This window comes from Streptomyces sp. NBC_00094 (genome assembly GCF_026343125.1).
Taxonomy (GTDB): Bacteria; Actinomycetota; Actinomycetes; order Streptomycetales; family Streptomycetaceae; genus Streptomyces.
Window position 1 is genome coordinate 5,440,329 of sequence record NZ_JAPEMB010000001.1, and the last position, 12,692, is coordinate 5,453,020.

17 protein-coding genes are annotated in these 12,692 nt (G+C 70.3%); 9 read left to right on the plus strand and 8 right to left on the minus strand.

Annotated elements, in window-relative coordinates:
* The first annotated feature begins 76 nt into the window (after positions 1–76).
* The gene (locus tag OG580_RS24295) at positions 77–1,120 is read left to right on the plus strand and encodes a family 2 encapsulin nanocompartment cargo protein polyprenyl transferase (protein WP_267048107.1); all 1,044 of its coding nucleotides are present in this window, start codon (positions 77–79) and stop codon (positions 1,118–1,120) included.
* Between the two features lie 27 nt (positions 1,121–1,147).
* On the opposite strand, the gene OG580_RS24300 is transcribed toward OG580_RS24295, so the two are convergent.
* On the minus strand, positions 1,148–1,723 hold the full coding sequence (locus tag OG580_RS24300; protein WP_267045784.1) for a TetR/AcrR family transcriptional regulator: 576 nt from the start codon (positions 1,721–1,723) through the stop codon (positions 1,148–1,150).
* A 105-nt stretch (positions 1,724–1,828) separates the two neighbouring features.
* On the opposite strand from OG580_RS24300, the gene OG580_RS24305 reads away from it, so the two are divergent.
* From OG580_RS24305 to OG580_RS24315, 3 genes are read left to right on the plus strand one after another with little or no spacing between them, the layout of a single operon-like run.
* On the plus strand, positions 1,829–2,410 hold the full coding sequence (locus OG580_RS24305; protein ID WP_267048108.1) for a dihydrofolate reductase family protein: 582 nt from the start codon (positions 1,829–1,831) through the stop codon (positions 2,408–2,410).
* A gap of 42 nt (positions 2,411–2,452) precedes the next feature.
* Positions 2,453–2,728 carry a hypothetical protein gene (locus tag OG580_RS24310; protein ID WP_267045785.1) on the plus strand — a complete coding sequence of 92 codons (276 nt, stop codon included), beginning with the start codon at positions 2,453–2,455 and terminating at the stop codon, positions 2,726–2,728.
* Positions 2,729–2,770: 42 nt separating this feature from the next.
* Positions 2,771–3,190, plus strand: a complete 420-nt coding sequence (locus OG580_RS24315) for a DUF6304 family protein (RefSeq protein ID WP_267045786.1) — start codon at positions 2,771–2,773, stop codon at positions 3,188–3,190.
* A gap of 109 nt (positions 3,191–3,299) precedes the next feature.
* Here the strand turns inward: OG580_RS24315 and snpA are convergent, their stop codons facing one another.
* Positions 3,300–3,965, minus strand: coding sequence for a snapalysin (snpA, locus tag OG580_RS24320; protein ID WP_267045787.1), 666 nt, complete (start codon positions 3,963–3,965; stop codon positions 3,300–3,302).
* Positions 3,966–4,150: 185 nt separating this feature from the next.
* On the opposite strand from snpA, the gene OG580_RS24325 reads away from it, so the two are divergent.
* Both OG580_RS24325 and OG580_RS24330 read left to right on the plus strand, forming a co-directional pair.
* Complete coding sequence (locus tag OG580_RS24325; RefSeq protein ID WP_267045788.1) at positions 4,151–5,119, plus strand: LysR family transcriptional regulator; 969 nt, start codon at positions 4,151–4,153, stop codon at positions 5,117–5,119.
* Entirely contained in the window at positions 5,116–5,637 is a 522-nt protein-coding gene (locus OG580_RS24330; protein ID WP_267045789.1) for a GNAT family N-acetyltransferase, read from the plus strand. Before OG580_RS24325 ends, OG580_RS24330 begins: the two co-directional genes overlap by 4 nt.
* Positions 5,638–5,646: 9 nt before the next feature.
* On the opposite strand, the gene OG580_RS24335 is transcribed toward OG580_RS24330, so the two are convergent.
* Positions 5,647–6,300 carry a TetR/AcrR family transcriptional regulator gene (locus OG580_RS24335; protein WP_267045790.1) on the minus strand — a complete coding sequence of 218 codons (654 nt, stop codon included), beginning with the start codon at positions 6,298–6,300 and terminating at the stop codon, positions 5,647–5,649.
* Between the two features lie 94 nt (positions 6,301–6,394).
* Between OG580_RS24335 and OG580_RS24340 the strand changes: the two genes are divergently transcribed.
* Complete coding sequence (locus tag OG580_RS24340) at positions 6,395–6,973, plus strand: alpha/beta hydrolase (RefSeq protein ID WP_267045791.1); 579 nt, start codon at positions 6,395–6,397, stop codon at positions 6,971–6,973.
* 139 nt (positions 6,974–7,112) lie between these two features.
* Here the strand turns inward: OG580_RS24340 and sodN are convergent, their stop codons facing one another.
* On the minus strand, positions 7,113–7,508 hold the full coding sequence (gene sodN, locus OG580_RS24345; protein ID WP_015036129.1) for a superoxide dismutase, Ni: 396 nt from the start codon (positions 7,506–7,508) through the stop codon (positions 7,113–7,115).
* A gap of 106 nt (positions 7,509–7,614) precedes the next feature.
* On the opposite strand from sodN, the gene sodX reads away from it, so the two are divergent.
* Complete coding sequence (gene sodX, locus OG580_RS24350) at positions 7,615–8,115, plus strand: nickel-type superoxide dismutase maturation protease (protein ID WP_267045792.1); 501 nt, start codon at positions 7,615–7,617, stop codon at positions 8,113–8,115.
* On the opposite strand, the gene OG580_RS24355 is transcribed toward sodX, so the two are convergent.
* Positions 8,019–8,648, minus strand: a complete 630-nt coding sequence (locus OG580_RS24355; protein WP_056643975.1) for a CGNR zinc finger domain-containing protein — start codon at positions 8,646–8,648, stop codon at positions 8,019–8,021. The two genes, sodX and OG580_RS24355, sit on opposite strands and share 97 nt — an antisense overlap.
* Positions 8,649–8,742: 94 nt before the next feature.
* Here OG580_RS24355 and OG580_RS24360 point away from each other — a divergent pair, with 94 nt between their 5' ends.
* Entirely contained in the window at positions 8,743–9,492 is a 750-nt protein-coding gene (locus tag OG580_RS24360) for a trans-aconitate 2-methyltransferase (protein ID WP_267045793.1), read from the plus strand.
* A gap of 62 nt (positions 9,493–9,554) precedes the next feature.
* Here the strand turns inward: OG580_RS24360 and OG580_RS24365 are convergent, their stop codons facing one another.
* From OG580_RS24365 to OG580_RS24375, 3 genes are read right to left on the minus strand one after another with little or no spacing between them, the layout of a single operon-like run.
* Positions 9,555–10,322 carry an amino acid ABC transporter ATP-binding protein gene (locus tag OG580_RS24365; protein ID WP_323182600.1) on the minus strand — a complete coding sequence of 256 codons (768 nt, stop codon included), beginning with the start codon at positions 10,320–10,322 and terminating at the stop codon, positions 9,555–9,557.
* Positions 10,319–11,269 carry an amino acid ABC transporter permease gene (locus tag OG580_RS24370; protein ID WP_267045794.1) on the minus strand — a complete coding sequence of 317 codons (951 nt, stop codon included), beginning with the start codon at positions 11,267–11,269 and terminating at the stop codon, positions 10,319–10,321. Before OG580_RS24370 ends, OG580_RS24365 begins: the two co-directional genes overlap by 4 nt.
* A 29-nt stretch (positions 11,270–11,298) precedes the next feature.
* Positions 11,299–12,270: an ABC transporter substrate-binding protein gene (locus OG580_RS24375; RefSeq protein WP_267045795.1), complete on the minus strand. Its 972-nt coding sequence runs from the start codon at positions 12,268–12,270 to the stop codon at positions 11,299–11,301.
* Between the last annotated feature and the right edge of the window lie 422 nt (positions 12,271–12,692).

Below are 12,692 nucleotides of genomic sequence, written 5' to 3' on the forward strand. Positions count from 1 at the left end.
CGCTTCCCGACGCTCGCGCCGCGACGCATCGCCGCGAAGGATCGCCGCGAAGGACATGAAGGAAGTGACCGTGACCATGACCAGCGCGGATGCCGTCGCCGACGGGCAGGGGGCCGTGATGCTCCTGGACCAGACACGGACCGCTGTCAATCCCCAACTGCGCTCGACCGTCGAGTCCCTGCCGGGCTCCATACGACGGGTGGCGATGTACCACTTCGGCTGGGAACACGCCGACGGAACCCCGGCCGCGGGACAGGCGGGCAAGGCGATCCGGCCGGCCCTCGTGCTCGCGGCGGCCCGCGCCCTCGGAGCCGAGTCCGCCCCGGCCGTGAAGGCCGCCGCGGCGGTCGAGCTCGCGCACAACTTCACCCTGCTCCACGACGACATCGTCGACGAGGACTCGACCCGGCGGCACCGGCCCACCGCCTGGACCGTCTTCGGCATCCCGGAGGCGCTCATCGCCGGTGACGCGATGAGCGCGCTCGCCCTGCGGCTGCTCGCCGAGGACCCGCACCCCGCGTCCGGGGCCGCCTCGGCGCGGCTCGCCGCCTGCATCATCGAGCTCTGCGCCGGCCAGGCCGCGGACTGCGCCTTCGAGCAGCGCGCCCCGCGCGACGTCTCGCTCGACGAGTGCCTGGCCATGGCCACCGCCAAGACGGGAGCCCTGCTCGGCTGCTCCTGCGCCCTCGGCGCGCTCTACGCGGGCGCGGGTGACGAGGAGGTCGCGGCGATGGACGCCTTCGGCCGGGAGGCCGGGCTGGCGTTCCAGCTGATCGACGACCTCATCGGGATCTGGGGCGACCCGGACCGTACGGGCAAGCCCGCGGGTGCCGACCTCGCCGCCCACAAGAAGTCGCTTCCCGTGGTGGCGGCGCTCGCCTCGGGGACCCCGGCGGGGGAGGAGCTGGCCGAGCTCTACGCCCGTCCGACGCTCGACGCGGCGGCGGTACGGGCCGCGGCGGACGCGGTCGAGCGGGCCGGCGGCCGGGACTGGGCGCAGGCCCAGGCGGCCGAGCGGATGGGCCGCGCCGTCGAGTACCTCGCACAGGCGGTGCCGGACCTGACGGCGGCGGGGGACCTGCTCGCCCTGGCGGAGTTCGTCACGCGGCGTACGCGCTGACGCCCGCGCCCGGACCCCGCGGGGTGGTCACGCCTCGGGGACGATCCGGTTGACCACGATCTCGACCAGCTCGTCCAGGTCCCGTTCGCCGTGGAGGCCCGGGACGGTGAAGTGGTCGAGCAGCAGGCCGGTGAGGGCGAAGTAGAGCACCCGGACGGTGTCTCCGTCGCCGGGCATCCCCGAGTCGACGTGGAGCCGGATGTTCATGGCGAGGTCGGCGCGGAGCACCTCGGTGAAACGGTTCTGGAGCTCGGGGCGGCGCGCGGCCTCCAGGCGCAGTTCGAAGAGCCCCAGGTAGCAGGTGCGCTCGGCGTTCAAGCGCCGGGCGAGCCAGCGCATCAGCTCGACGACGAGGGCGCGGCTGGGTTCCGGGAGCAGGGCGGCGTCGATGGCGCCGGGTTCGGGGGTGAGCCGGACGAAGATCCGGTCGGCGACCTCGGAGAGCAGTCGGTCCCGGTCGCTGAAGTAGTTGGTCGAGGTGCCCGTGGGGACCCCCGCCCGGGCGTCGACTGCCCGGAAGGTCAGCCCGCGGGCTCCTTCGTCCGCCAGCACCTCGATCGCGGCGTCGAGCAGGGCCGTACGGCGTTCAGGATTTCTGGCCACTTCCGACTCCTTCGTGAAGAGGGCTTGCATAACCACTACAAGTGAAGCACTATAACCGTCGTGGTTGCGACTGCAGCCCGCTTCCCGAAGACGAAGAGGACCGGTTTGCGCAAGCTCACCTATTACATCGCCTGCACCATCGACGGCTTCATCGGTGACCCCGAGGGCGATGCCACGTCCATGTACAAGTACGTGGACGCGCCGTACCTGCAGTACATGAACGCCGAGTACCCGGAGACCATCCCGACGCAGGCTCGGGCAGCGGTCGGGATCGACGGCGACAACAAGCGGTTCGACACCGTCATCCAGGGGCTGAAGTCGTACCGGCTCGCCCTGGACATCAACGTCACCAGCCCGTACAGCCACCTGCGCGAGTTCGTCGCCACCCGGTCGCTGACCGTGTCGCCCGACCCCAACGTCGAGCTGATCGCCGACGACCTGGTCGGCCGCGTCCGCGAGCTCAAGGCCGAGGACAGCCCCCTGGACATCTGGCTCTGCGGCGGATCCACCATTGCCGGCGAGCTCATCGAGGAGATCGACGAGCTGGTCATCAAGACGTACCCGCAGGTCTACGGCTCCGGCATGCCGATGTTCGGCGCCGGCTTCGAGCCCCGCGACTTCGTCCTGGACGGCGTGCAGACCTTCGACAACGGCGTGCTCGTCCGCAAGTACACCAGGCAGCGGTAACGGCGGGGAGCGGGTCCGTGCGAGGCGTCCTACCCTGGAACCATGGGTGACGAGGTGCCTCGCACGACGCGTGACCCCTTGGCCGTGAGGAAGTGCCCGGCCTGTGGTCGACCGCGCGACAAGATGGCCGCCCGGCACAAGGTCCTCGGGGCCTGGGTGCCGGAGTGGGAAGTGCAGCCGTGCCGCAATCCGGACTGCTCGCTGTACGAGGGCGCGGAGGCGCGCGCCGAAGACGGTCCGGGCCCGGATGCGGAAGCAACCGGCACGCAGGCGACCGGCAAGAACGGCGAGATCGGGAGAAGTCCGACCATCGGGTGACCGGCCGCGCGCCGGAGCCAGTCATACCGCTACAGTCCGCGCATGTCATCGGAGTCGACAGAAGTCTGGACCGGCTGGTACCGGGACCGCAGCGGCGCGGAAGCGATCGTCATCACGGCCGACGGGCGGCACGTCGCCACCCGGATCAGGGGGGTCGAGTACACGGGCGCGACCTTCGCCGCGCTCAGCGCGGCCGAAGAGGGCGGGCAGGCCCTCGGCGGCTGCGTACTGGAGTGGGACCTGCCGCTCCCCGTCGTCACGGACGGAGTCTCCCAGCAGGCCACCCTGAGCTGTCTGCTGACGCTCGGTGAGCGCTCGGACCTCAGTCTGACGCTCCACTACGGAGGCGCCGCCTTCGAATCGTGCGTCGCCGGGGGTGACTTCGACGGGGCGCTCGACCGGGTCCGGCGCCAGCTTCCGCCCGGCGCGGACTTCGGCCGCCGTCTCCTCCAGGCGGCCTGACCCCCCCCGGGGCCCGGACCCCGGACCCCGAACCGAACGCCGGACGGCGGCGCCCCGAGCGGGGCGCCGCCGTCCTCTTCGTACCGGGGTACGGGTGGACCCTGTGGGGTCAGGGGGTCTTGAACGCGGAGGCGAGCCCGTACCGCCACAACTGGTCGACGCGGGAGCGCTCCTGGGCGTTCGGCTGGGCGTTCTGGCAGGACGTGCCGGGGCCGCCGCCCGACATCAGCTCGCTGCACGGGCCGCTGTAGTGGTCCGGCAGACCGAGGACGTGCCCGGTCTCGTGGGCGGTCACGCGGGTGGAGTTGTACTGCTGGTTCTGCCGGTAGTCGAGGAAGATGTAGCCGCCGCCGTGACCGTCGGTGCTCGCGTACGAACCGCGGGAGTCGTTCCCCTCGTAGTAACGGAAGTCGGGGTTGCTGCCCTCGACGAGCCGGACGTTCACCACCGAGCTGTTCCATATCTGGGTGGAGCGCGCGATCTGGGTGCGGAAGGTCGGCGCGTTGGCGGCGCTGTAGACGACGGTGACGGCGACCGCGCCCGGGGTGGCGGCGCGCTTCTTCGCCACCGACTTCACGACGGCCTCGAAGAAGGCCTGGTTGGCCTTGGCCTCCTCGGCCGAACCGGCGTACGCGGCGGTGGCGATGCCCTGGGTGCGGGCGGCGCCGGTGGTGTCGGCGTCCACGGCCGCCGCCGGAGCCGCACCGAGCGAGACGGCGAGGCCGATGCCGAGGGCGGCGGTCAGTACGGAGTCGAGGACCTTGGGGTGACGCATGGGGGGCTCCTCCTGTAGGGGGTCGGAGTGAGTCTCGGGGGAGCCGGGGCGCGTGGGGATGATGTCAACCGCCGATAGCCCACTCACATCACCCCGGAGGGAGCATCCAACTACCTTGAAAAGCAAGGCATTTGGCGCCCTCCGGCTGTCTGGTGCGACGCAGGCCGCCGCCCTACCCTCGGGGCATGGAGCTGGAGGTCAGGCATCTGCGCGCGCTCTGCGCCATCGCGGACGCGGGCAGTCTGCACAAGGCGGCTCGGCAACTGGGCATGAGTCAGCCCTCGTTGACCACCCAACTGCGTCGCATCGAGAACTCCCTGGGTGCCGAGCTCTTCTCCCGCGGCCGCACCGGCTGCCTGCCCACCCCGCTCGGCCGCTCCGTACTCAGCCGGGCCCGCCCCCTCGTCGCGGACATGGCCGCGCTGGTCATCGAGACCCGGGCCGCGGTCGCCCGCACCGAGGGCCCCGGACTCCGCGTCGGCTCCACCGCCAGCAGGGCGCTCCCCGGCTGGCTGCGCCGGCTCCGCGAGCGGCTGCCCGGCACGGACGTCGGCCTCCGGGTGGACGTCTCCGCCAACGCGTTGCTGCGCACGGTCGCCTCCGGCCAGCTCGACGTGGCCTTCGTCCACGAGGTCGAGGGCTGCCCGTTACGGGTCCCCGAGGGGCTGCAGCGGCGGGTCCTGGTCGCCCGCGAGCCGCAGTTCATCTCCATGGCCCGCGACCATCCGGCCGCCGCCCGGCCCGTCGTGGACCTCGCCGATCTCGCCGACGACCACTGGATGGTCGACCCGACGGTGGACGGCGAATGGGACGGCCTCCGGCGGGTCCTGGATGCCGCCGGCATCGACCCGCCGCTGCTGCACGGCGACTACCACACGGCCGCGTCCCTGATCGTCCTCGGTGAGGCCGTCGCACCCTGCCAGCCGACCTCGGGCCCGCGCGAGGACATGGCGATCAGACCCCTGCGCGGCGATCCGCTGGCGGTCAGGCTCCTGCTGTACGGGCGCCCCGGGACGGCCCTGGACACGCTGTACGCGGACCTGGCCGCCGCCTATCGCGAGGCGGCCTTGCGCGCCGCGCCGTACCGCGAGTGGCTGCGCGGCCAGGGAGCGGCCGCCGGGCTGTCGGTGGGGCCGTGCATGATGACCGTATGAGCGATCGTGAGGGTGGGAGCGGTACGGCCCTGGTGCGGCACGCCCGTGCCGAGGACCTGGGGCGGGTCGCCGAACTCGTCGCCGAGCACGCCGCGTACGAGAAGGCCGCACCTCCGGCCCCGGACCTGGCGGCCCGTCTGGCGGGCCTGCTGTTCGGCGTGGAGGGCCCGGGTCCCGTACCGGCCCCGGACCGCACGCGGCCGCGCCTGCGCTGTCTCGTCGCCGAGCTCCCGGACGGGAGTCTCGCGGGGTACGCCACCTGCGCCCCCGAACTCTCCACGTGGGACGGCGCCGAGTACCTCCACATGGACTGCCTCTACCTCACCGCCACGGCCCGGGGGCACGGCCTCGGACCGCTCCTGATCGCCGCGGTCCGCGAGGAGGCACGGGTCCTGGGCCTGACGGAGATCCAGTGGCAGACACCCGTCTGGAACGAGGGCGCGATCCGCTTCTACGACCGCCTCGGCGCCACCTCGAAGGAGAAGCGCCGCTACAGCCTTCCGTCGCAACCGGCGTAGGGCCGGGCCTCAGGCAAGCGTCCCTCCTCCTCCATCTCCGCTGTCTCCGCTGTCTCCGCGCAGGCCGTCGATGACGCGCGCCGCGTGGGCCGGCCCGTCGGCGGGGTCCAGTGCGGCGTGGCCGACGAGCAGGCGGTACCAGAACGTGCCGAGGACCTGGTCGGTCGCGAGCTCCAGGTCGGCGCCGGGGGGCAGCTCGCCGCGGTCGACACCCTGGGCCAGCAGGTGTCCGACGACGGCGCGACGGCTCTCCACCCACTGCCGGAAGGGTTCCTCGAAGGAGGGATCGAGCTGTGCCTCGGCCATGAGGCCGCGTAGCGCCTTGACCCGCAGGGGATGTTCGGACACCCGGTAGAGCTCGGTGACGAACAGGGTCAGATCGTCGGTGACGCTGCCGGTGTCCGGTGCGGGCATGCGGAGTTCGATGGTCTGCCTGTAGGCGTCCATGACGAGCGTGGGCTTGGACTTCCACCAGCGGTAGATGGTGCTCTTCGCGACGTCGGCGCGCTTGGCCACGCCCTCGATGGTCACGCCCTGGTAGCCGACCTCCTCCAGGAGTGAGGCGGCGGCGGCCAGGACGGCGTCGTGCGCGTCCTGGCTGCGTACGCGGCCTCCGGTGCGGGGGGTGGTGGCACGGGGGGTGGGGGGATTCTCTGCGGACACCCGAGCACCGTAGCAGTGTGATACGTTCTTATCGAAACGCGACGTCGCGTTTCGATAAGAACGCAAGCAAGCATCTGACGCATGGGGGAAAGTCATGAGCACGATCGTCGTTTCGCACGGCCTGGGGATGAGCAGCACCGACCACTGGTACCCGTACCTGCGGAGCGAGCTGGGCGCGGCCGGTCACGAGGTGCGTGTCCCGCAGCTGCCGGATGCGGACGCGCCCCAGGCGGACGCCTGGCTCAAGGCGCTGACCGCCGAGACGTCGGAGGCGCCGGCCGCAGGGACCGTCCTCGTGGGCCACAGCCTCGGCGGGGTCAACGTGCTGCGGCTCCTCCAGCAGCACGACACCGAGGCCGAAGGCCCGTACGCCGGAGTCGTCCTCGTCGCCTCCATGGCCGGCGAGGTCGGTTACGACGCCCTCGCGCCCTTCTTCGAGCCGGAGTTCGACTGGGCCCGCATCCGGGCCGCGGCCACGTCCTTCCGCATCCTGCACGCGGCGAACGACCCGGTCACCGGGGAGGCGACGGGCGAGCACATCATGACGTTCGTGACCGAACTGGGCGCCACGGCCACGGTCCCGGCCGAGGGAGGCCACTTCCCGAGCCTGGACGAGACCCGAACCGAGCTCCCGGAGGCCCTCCGCCTGGTGACGGAGCTCCTGCGGGGCTGACGGGACACCGAGGAACCGGACCGGCCTGGTCGGTCCGCCTGGCTCCCGAGAACAGGAACGGCCCGCACCGGGGTGACCGGGCGGGCCGTTCCTTTTGCCCTCTGACCTGGGATGGGGCAGGGGGCGGGAGAGTCGAAGGTCAGGCCTTCTTGGTCTCCCAGAAGATGCGGTCGATCTCGGCGATGAGCTCCAGCGCCTTCTCGCCCGTCTTCGGGTCGGTCGACGCCTTGGCGGCCGAGAGGGCCTTCAGGGTGTCGTTGACGAGCTGGTTGAGCTCGGGGTACTTCTCGAAGTGCGGGGCCTTGAAGTAGTCGCTCCAGAGCACGGAGACGTGGTGCTTCGCGAGCTCCGCGCGCTGCTCCTTGATGACCGTGGCGCGGGCACGGAAGTGCGCGTCCTCGTTCGCCAGGTACTTCTCCTGGACAGCCTTGACCGACTCGGCCTCGATGCGGGCCTGGGCGGGGTCGTACACGCCGCAGGGGAGGTCGCAGTGGGCGCTGACCTTCACCTTGGGGGCAAACAGGCGGGAGAGCATTGAGCCGTCCTTCCTCGTGATCGTCTTCTCAGGTGGGACATTACTCGGTGAGAAGGGCGATTTCGCGGGCGCCCCCTGGGGCTTAGGTCAAAAGTCCAGGGTTGGGATGGGACTCGTGGACGAGTGGACGAGTGGGCGCCGGGACGAGTCGGTGCGGTGGTCGGGAGTGTGGATGAGGGAATCAGGGGCGGAGCGCGTGGAGGCGGCGGGGGCGCCGTTCGGGATCGCCGAGGTCACGGGGGTGTCCATGGTGCCCACGCTGCTGCACGGCGATCAGTTGCTCGTGCGGTACGGCGGGCGGTTGCGGCCCGGTGCCGTCGTCGTGCTGCGGCATCCGCTCCAGCAGGATCTGCTCATCGTGAAGCGGCTGGTCGAGCGACGTGACGGCGGCTGGTGGGTGCTGGGGGACAACCCGGACGCCGAGGGCGACAGCCGGGTCTTCGGAGCCGTACCGCCCGAGCTGGTCCTCGGGCGGGTGCGGGCTCGGTACCGGCCGGTGACGCCGGGACGTCAGCGGTCGGCCGGGGTGGTGCTCTCCTGGCTGTTCTCCTCGGTCAGGCCCGTATGGTCGGACCGCTCGGCCTCCAGGCGCTTGCGGGCCCGGTAGGCGGCCACGTTGGCCCGGGTCGCGCAGCGGTCCGAGCAGTAGCGGCGGGAGCGGTTGGTGGAGGTGTCCAGGTAGGCGTTGCGGCAGGGCGGCGCCTGGCACAGGCCCAGCCGGTCCGCGCCGAACTCGGTCAGGTGGAAGGCGAGCCCCATCGCCGCGATGGCCGCGTATCCCGCGGTCGCGTTCGAGGGGTGGTCGGCGAGGTGCATGTGCCACCGTGGGCGGCCCTCCTCGTCGAGGGTGTCGTGGCCGGAGATCTGCGGGCTGACCGGGAACTCCAGGAGCAGGGAGTTCAGCAGGTCGACGGCCCCGGTGTGGTCGCCCTCGTCCGCCGCGGTGAAGACCGCCCGCAGGCGGGCGCGTACGGAGCGGAAGCGCGTCACGTCGGAGTCGGTCGCCCGCCGGGCCATCTGGGTCGCAGGGCCGAAGAGCTCCCGGATCACCTCGACGGAGGTCAGGGCGTCCTTGTTGCGGGCCGGCTCCTCGGTGTTGACCAGACGCACGGCGTAATCCGAGTAATAGGCCAGTTCCACTTGTAGTCCTTACTCCGGCGGGCTAGGGTCTCGGTCGGTAGGGGTAACGGTTGTTTCCCCTACGAGGGTATTACGAAGAGGGGGAGGAGCGGCGATGACCGGAACCGACTGGGCGGCCTGGCAGCAGAGCTGGGACCGTCAGCAGGAGTGGTACATGCCGGACCGTGAGGAGCGGTTCCGGGTGATGCTCGACATGGTCGAGGCCGTCGTGGGGCCGAAGCCCCGCGTGCTCGACCTCGCGTGCGGTACGGGAAGTATCACGGATCGGCTCCTCCGGAGGTTCCCGGAGGCGACCAGTACCGGTGTCGATCTGGATCCCGCCCTCCTCGCCATCGCCGAGGGGTACTTCTCCGGCGACGAGCGCGTCACCTTCGTGACCGCCGACCTCAAGGACCCCGCGTGGACCGCGCGGCTGCCCCACGACTCGTACGACGCCGTCCTCACCGCCACCGCGCTCCACTGGCTCCACAGCGAGCCGCTGACCGCCCTCTACGGGCAGGTCGCCGGGCTCGTCCGCGACGGCGGCGTCTTCATGAACGCCGACCACATGATCGACGAGAGCACGCCCCGTATCAACGCCGCCGAGCGGGCCCACCGGCATGCCGTCATGGACCGGGCCAAGGCCGACGGCGCCCTGGACTGGGCCGCGTGGTGGGCCGTCGCCGCCGCGGACCCGGCCCTCGCCGAGCCCACCGCCCGCCGCTTCGAGATCTACGGCGAGCACGCCGACGGCGACATGCCCTCCGCGCGCTGGCACGCCGACACCCTCCGCGCCGCCGGCTTCGCCGAGGCCCGGCCGGTGTGGGCCTCGCCCTCCGACACCCTGCTCCTCGCCGTGAAGTAGCCCGGGCATGGGAGAGGGCGGTACGGGGTCGCCCGTACCGCCCTCTCCCTCTGCCGTGCGCCCTACAGCACCTTGGACAGGAACGCCTTCGTCCGGTCGTGCTGCGGGTTGCCCAGGACGTCCCGCGGGTTGCCCGACTCGACCACCACGCCGCCGTCCATGAAGACCAGCGAGTCGCCGACCTCACGGGCGAAGCCCATCTCGTGCGTGACGACGATCATCGTCATGCCCGACTCGGCGAGGTCACGCATGACGTCCAGGACGTCACCCACGAGCTCCGGGTCGAGCGCCGACGTCGGCTCGTCGAAGAGCATCAGCTTCGGCTCCATCGCCAGCGCACGGGCGATGGCGACGCGCTGCTGCTGACCGCCGGAGAGCTGCGTGGGGTAGTTCCCGGCCTTGTCGGCCAGGCCGACCCGGTCCAGCAGCCGCTCGGCCCGCTCGCGGGCCACGGCCTTGGACTCGCCCTTCACCTGGATCGGCGCTTCCATGACATTGCCCAGGGCCGTCATGTGCGGGAACAGGTTGAAGCGCTGGAAGACCATGCCGATGTCCCGGCGCTGGGTCGCGACCTCGCTGTCCTTCAGCTCGTAGAGCTTGCCGTTCTTCTCCCGGTAGCCGACCAGCTGGCCGTCGACCGAGAGCCGGCCGCCGTCGACCCGCTCCAGGTGGTTGATGCACCGGAGGAAGGTCGACTTGCCGGAGCCGGACGGGCCGACGAGGCAGAAGACCTCGCCGTTCTGCACCTCCAGGTCGATGCCCCGGAGGATGTGGGCGGCGCCGTAGGACTTGTGGACGCCCTCTGCCTTGACCATGGGCTGACCGGTCATGCCGATCCCTCCGGAGAACGCTTGAACGTGAGCAGGTTCGTCTTGACCCGCTGCAGCGGGGTGGGCGGCAGGTTACGGGTCGAACCGCGGGCGAAGCGGCGCTCCAGGTAGTACTGGCCGACGCTGAACACGCTGGTCAGTGCCAGGTACCAGATCGAGGCGACGAAGAGCATCTCCATCACGGCACCGGCCGTGTTGCCCTCGTTCGAGGAGGCCCGCAGCAGCTCGGTGTACTGCACGGCCGAGACCAGCGACGAGGTCTTCAGCATGTTGATGAACTCGTTGCCCGTCGGCGGCACGATCACCCGCATGGCCTGCGGGAGGACGATGCGACGCATGGTCTTCGTCTGGGACATGCCGAGCGCGTGCGCCGCCTCGGTCTGCCCCTCGTCGACCGACTGGATGCCCGCGCGGACGATCTCCGCCATGTAGGCGCCCTCGTTGAGGCCGAGGCCGAGCAGCGCCACCATGAACGGCGTCATGACGTCCACGGTCTCGTTCTTGTAGATCGGCCCGAGGTCGATGTACTCGAAGATCAGCGACAGGTTGAACCAGACGAGCAGCTGGACGTAGACCGGGGTGCCGCGGAAGAACCAGATGTAGAGCCAGGCGACCGCGCCGGTCACCGGGTTCTTGGACAGCCGCATCACGGCGAAGACGACGCCGAGGACGAGGCCCAGCGCCATGGACGCGACGCTGATGATGATCGTGTTCCACAGGCCGCTGATGACCGACGGGTCGAACACCTTGTCCCACACCGTGTCCCAGATGATGTTGCCCTGGGAGAAGGCGTAGACGAGCCAGCCGAGCAGTGCGACGACCACGACGGCGCTGATCCAGCGCCCGTAGTGCCGCACGGGGATGGCCTTGATCGCCTCGTACGGGGAGCCCGAGGCGCCGGACCCGGCCGGAGCGGCGGCCGGGTCCTTGCTGATCTTGTCAGTCATGACGACTGCCCTTCAGTGGAGCGGGGAGGTCACTTGCCGGCGTTGACGGTGGCCGACTTCACGGCGCTGTCCTCGACGTCCCACTTCTTCAGGGCATCGGCGTAGGTGCCGTCCTTGATGATCGCGTCGAGCGCTTCCTTGACGGCGTCGCGCAGCTGCGTGTTCTCCTTCGAGACGCCGATGCCGAAGAGGCCGACGTCGCTCTGGCTGCCGACGACCTCGAAGTCGTTGCCGCCGCCCGAGGTCTTCGCGATGTACGCGGCCACCGGGTAGTCGTTGAGGTCGGCCACGGCGCCGCCGGCCTTGACGCGGGTCTGCGCCTCGGCGTCGGAGTCGAACGCCTGGATCGTCAGCTTGTTCGCGCCGCACTTCGTGGCCTGGGCCTTGAAGGTGTCCTCGTAGATCGTGCCGCGCTGGACGGCCACGGTCTTGCCGCAGAGGTCGTCGAGGGAGTTGATGCCCTGCGGGTTGCCCTTCTTGACCAGCAGGGAGACGCCGGAGCTGAAGTAGTCGACGAAGTCGATGCCCTTGCCGATCTTCTTCCCGTCGTCGTCCAGACCCTCCTGGCGCTTCTTGTTGTCCGTCATCGAGGACATGATCAGGTCCTGGCGGCCGGTGTAGACCGAGGTGATCAGACCGTCGAAGGTGCCCGAGGTGAACTGGAACTCGACGCCGAGCTGCTTGCCCAGGGCCGCGGCGATGTCGGGGTCGACGCCGACGATCTTGCCGCCCTCGGTGAACTCCATCGGAGCGTACGAGGCGTCCGTGCCGACCTTGATGACGCCGGCCTTCTGGATGTCGGCCGGGAGCTTGGAGAAGAGCGGGGCGGCGTTGGTGGACGGAGTGTCGCCCGCCTTCGTCGGGGTCGGCGAGCCACCCTCGGTCTGGTCGCCACAGGCGGTCAGCAGCATCGAGCCGGCGACCGCGATGGCGGCGACGGCGGCAAGACGGGACGTGCGGGTCTTGGCGACGGTCGTACAGCGCGTGGAGCGTGCGGTCATGGTCGGGTTCCTCCGGCGTGTGAGGGAGCTGCCAGGCAGGTCGCGTACGCGTCTTCGAGTGCCGCGACCTCGTGTGATTAGGGCATCTTGCCATTCGGACTGCCTCAAACCGACGGCCATGGATGTCAAAATCGGGTAACGGGTGACCTCCGAATCGCGACAGGCCGGTACATCAAGGCCGGATCTTCTCCGGAATCCCTTCCCCATCACCGGAAAATCTCCGGTTGATCTCGCCATTCGGACGACTCGAACACGGCCAATCGGGTGCGGTGAGTATCTATCGGGACATGGGGTGACGTGTCGCTCTCCGTCCGTGTCCGGATGCACTCGGTATGAGTCGCGTCACCGAGCGGTTATGGACTCGTCTGCGGTGCCGTCCGTCCGGTAAGAAGGATCCTTACACCCCTCATCCGGGGCTCAGG